Source organism: Pseudoalteromonas sp. SG41-1 (genome assembly GCF_014164575.1).
GTDB lineage: Bacteria > Pseudomonadota > Gammaproteobacteria > Enterobacterales > Alteromonadaceae > Pseudoalteromonas > Pseudoalteromonas rhizosphaerae.
Map to the genome: position 1 here is coordinate 1 of NZ_JACJFL010000093.1, position 3,385 is coordinate 3,385.

Annotated in this window: 2 protein-coding genes and 1 pseudogene; 2 read left to right on the plus strand and 1 reads right to left on the minus strand. The window is 37.2% G+C overall.

Annotated features, from left to right (window positions below; translation table 11 throughout):
- The first annotated feature begins 406 nt into the window (after positions 1–406).
- Positions 407–1,639, plus strand: coding sequence for an RHS repeat domain-containing protein (locus H5203_RS22325; RefSeq protein ID WP_182820361.1), 1,233 nt, complete (start codon positions 407–409; stop codon positions 1,637–1,639).
- Positions 1,640–2,358: 719 nt separating this feature from the next.
- Here H5203_RS22325 and H5203_RS22330 read toward each other — a convergent pair.
- The gene (locus tag H5203_RS22330) at positions 2,359–2,853 is read right to left on the minus strand and encodes a hypothetical protein (RefSeq protein ID WP_182820362.1); all 495 of its coding nucleotides are present in this window, start codon (positions 2,851–2,853) and stop codon (positions 2,359–2,361) included.
- A 164-nt stretch (positions 2,854–3,017) separates the two neighbouring features.
- Here H5203_RS22330 and H5203_RS22335 point away from each other — a divergent pair.
- Positions 3,018–3,385, plus strand: a pseudogene (locus H5203_RS22335) (alpha-amylase family glycosyl hydrolase); the annotation flags it as partial.

Here is a 3,385-nt window from a genome sequence, read left to right on the forward strand (position 1 = left end):
ACGATATTAAATAAAGTGATGACCTAGCTTTGCCTTTATTTGCCTAAAACTCCTTCCAAGCCACTGAATTCTCAGTTTTGTAACTAACAGTGTGCAAAAAAATAATGATACGGTTACCCACAACGAAAGAGGTGCTAAATTTTCTGACACAAAATATGTGTCTGTCCTTTTTATTCTAACTAACAGTGTGCAAAAAAATAATGATACGGTTACCCACAACGGAAGAGGTGCTAAATTTTCTGACAAAAATATGTGTCTGTCCTTTTTATTGTTCCTAAGTTCTGTAACTAACAGTGTGCAGTGTGCAAAAAAATAATGATACGGTTACCCACAACGTAAGAGGTGCTAAATTTTCTGACACAAAATATGTGTCTGTCCTTTTTATTCTACTTTTTTATTCTTGTGTATGTCCTTTTTATTTATTAATTATGGTAATGGATTAACCTTCGACCAAATACTGGATAATCAGCAACGACCAGAATCTCAGACGGTTCAGCGAAGTAGCACAGCAGTATTGAGCCATTTTTATCAATATGATGATAACCACAATATTCTCACTATCCGTGACTTAGTTGAACCAGCAAAAGATGTCACGCTCACCTACGATGGCCTAGACCGATTGGATACAGCTAGCGGATTTTGGGGCAATGGTAGTTTCAGTTATGATTTATTGGGTAACGTGAAAAGTAAAGTACTCGGCAACCAAAGTCTGACTTATGCTTACAACACGAAGAACCGCCTAGCGGGTGTTACAGGAAATATAAATAGAAGTTTTGATTATGATAGCCGTGGTAATGTCATTAGTAATGGTGTGCGAGCCTTTAGCTTTAATTTGGGTAATCAGCTTATTAGTTCAGGTAGTAACAGTTATCAATACGATGGATATAATCGCCGTATTAAGAAAAACAGTAACGGTAAAATCCAGTACACCTTCTATGATAGTACAGGGCAGCTATTGTTAACTGATGGTGACAATGGTTTAACGGAGTATTTTTATTTAGGTAATAAGCTTATTGCCAAAGAAAGTAAAGTAACAACGAGTGAAGATAGTCCTGGGTATACAGGGCATTTGGAAGATGATGATCTGCAGTTAACTTATATGCAGGCACGATACTATGATCCAGTCATAGGTCGGTTTTACTCGAATGATCCTATGGGTTACATAGAGCAACTAACTAAAGGCGATGGAGTTCATGGATTTAATAGATATGAATATGCGAACAATAACCCTTATAAGTATACTGATCCTGATGGAAAAGATGCTAGCTTATATCCAAAAAATAAAGCTGTAGCAGATCCTTCAGATGTAGTTCAGTCTTCCCCGAAGTTTGAATTTAAATTAGAGGCTACAATAGAAAATAAAATGGAAACTGTGGAACAAGCTGACAACATGGAATCTACTAAAGAAGCGGTAACAAATACTACTTTAGGCGTAAGTAGTGCAGCTCTTACTATCTTAGCTCCACCAACAGCACCTTACGTAACGGCTGCTGGAATAGCTGTTGCGGCAACGGGCGGAGTTGAACCAGTTCATAAAGGTGATGTATTCAAAACAGAGGTTTCTATTGAAGCAACCAGTTTAACAGAGGAACCGAAAATTGAAGTGAAGACAACTCAAGAGCATAACCATGACAACTAGTATTTTTTTCTATATTCTTTTAATAATAATATCTATTGTTGTTCCTATAAAGTTAAATAGCGATAGTCGTCTATTGTTAAGCATCTCTTCTTGTTTTATTGGTGCCGCTATAATAACTGCTATTTTTCATAGTGATATGGATAAAGCCAAGTGGATTATTGTTGGCTTAAATTCAATAGGGATGATGTCATATTACCTTCGATATAGGGTTATTAGAAACAAAAAGTAGCTCAAAATTCCTTATTTTGAATCCAAAGCCTCGCCCTCGCGGGGCTTTTTGTTGTAGGGCATCAGGGGCTTTATTTTTGGCTGCTTTTGAAGCCAAAGGGTGTAGTGGAGAACTAGTGTCAGGAGTTATTTTACCAATTAAACTTAAATTTCCGAGCTTGGATGAATAGAAATTCCACTACCAACTAAAAGAATGGGGTCGCGTCTTGCCTTTTGCCTGTCAACTATTTTCAAGCAGAAATATGACATCCGTAGTTAATTGTTAACTTAAACGCAGGGCTATAGTTATTATGGGCAATATTAGTAGCAGACTAGGCTGCTTATTTTGGTTGTCGTTGGCAGGTGTTACCAGCGATGTGGGCAAAGTGATGCAGCGCCACTAATTGGTGACACCAGTGAAGTTGCCTAGGCTTGCTGTTATTCGCTGCCTATTAAAACCAGTGTTGTCTGCCCAGTAAAGTGCTCTGCTGTGTGATCATGAGGGGCAATATTTATATGTTTAAAAATTCCGAACTATTAATGTGCCTACGTGTATTTGGATCTGAGCAGGCCTTTATTAATTTTTTAATTAATGGAGGTTGTTGCGCTGTTGTTTGAAATTCATTAAATGCACGATGAACTTTTAAAAGGTTGTGCTCTGAGACCCAAAACAAAAAGTCTAGTTGTGCCTCTTTTGTGTCACCAATATTTATTACTTTTTGTGCATGCAACAACGTCTGCTTTAACAGTCGGTGATAAAGTGAAAAATCGTCAATTAAATTCGGTGATTTAAAGTAACTTTTAAAATGTTGGTAAACATCCTGTTTTTCAATTGAAAAATAATCTGCTGTTATAGGGTTGTTTTTAGCTAAAAAGTGAGTATAGATCAGCACATAGAGCTCAAGGTGTATCGCCGATAAGGGTTTAAAATACGTGAGGCGTATAAACAGGTCATGAGCATACCACTTTACCTGAACATAGGTATGCCATTTTTTTAATAATTCCATTTCTCTTATCAGTATTATTAAGCATGCCAGTGCGTCTAAATTGTTGTACATACTGAGCCGCGAAAAGTAGAAAAATAGGACAGGCGCATTTTTTTGCAAATTTTTTGCAAAATCCATAGTATCAACTACTGTTTTTATATACAGTTTAACAGGAGTTGCTATGTATGACCCGGGCAAGAAAAAAGCTTATTGATTTAGCGTCCACATCTTATTATCACTTAATTTCACGATGCGTTAGGCGAGCGTTTTTGTGTGGTGATGATAAATACACAGGTAAAAACTTTGATCACCGTAGAGTGTGGTTAGTAGAGCGAATTAAGTTACTAAGTAGCGTTTTCGCTATAGAGATAGCTGCCTACGCGATAATGAGCAATCACTACCACCTTGTTGTGAACGTCAATAGACGTCAAGCACTTGATTGGTCTGATGATGAAGTAATTGAACGCTGGTATCAACTTTATAACGGCCATGTTTTAGTTGATCGTTACTTAAATGGTGAGCAGCTAGATAAGGCGAGTGTGCTCTTTTTTGA

Coding starts and splice junctions, on each gene's coding strand:
- H5203_RS22325 (WP_182820361.1), top strand. CDS start 407: ATGTCCTTTTTATTTATTAATTATGGTAATGGATTAACCTTCGACCAA.
- H5203_RS22330 (WP_182820362.1), bottom strand. CDS start 2,853: ATGGAATTATTAAAAAAATGGCATACCTATGTTCAGGTAAAGTGGTAT.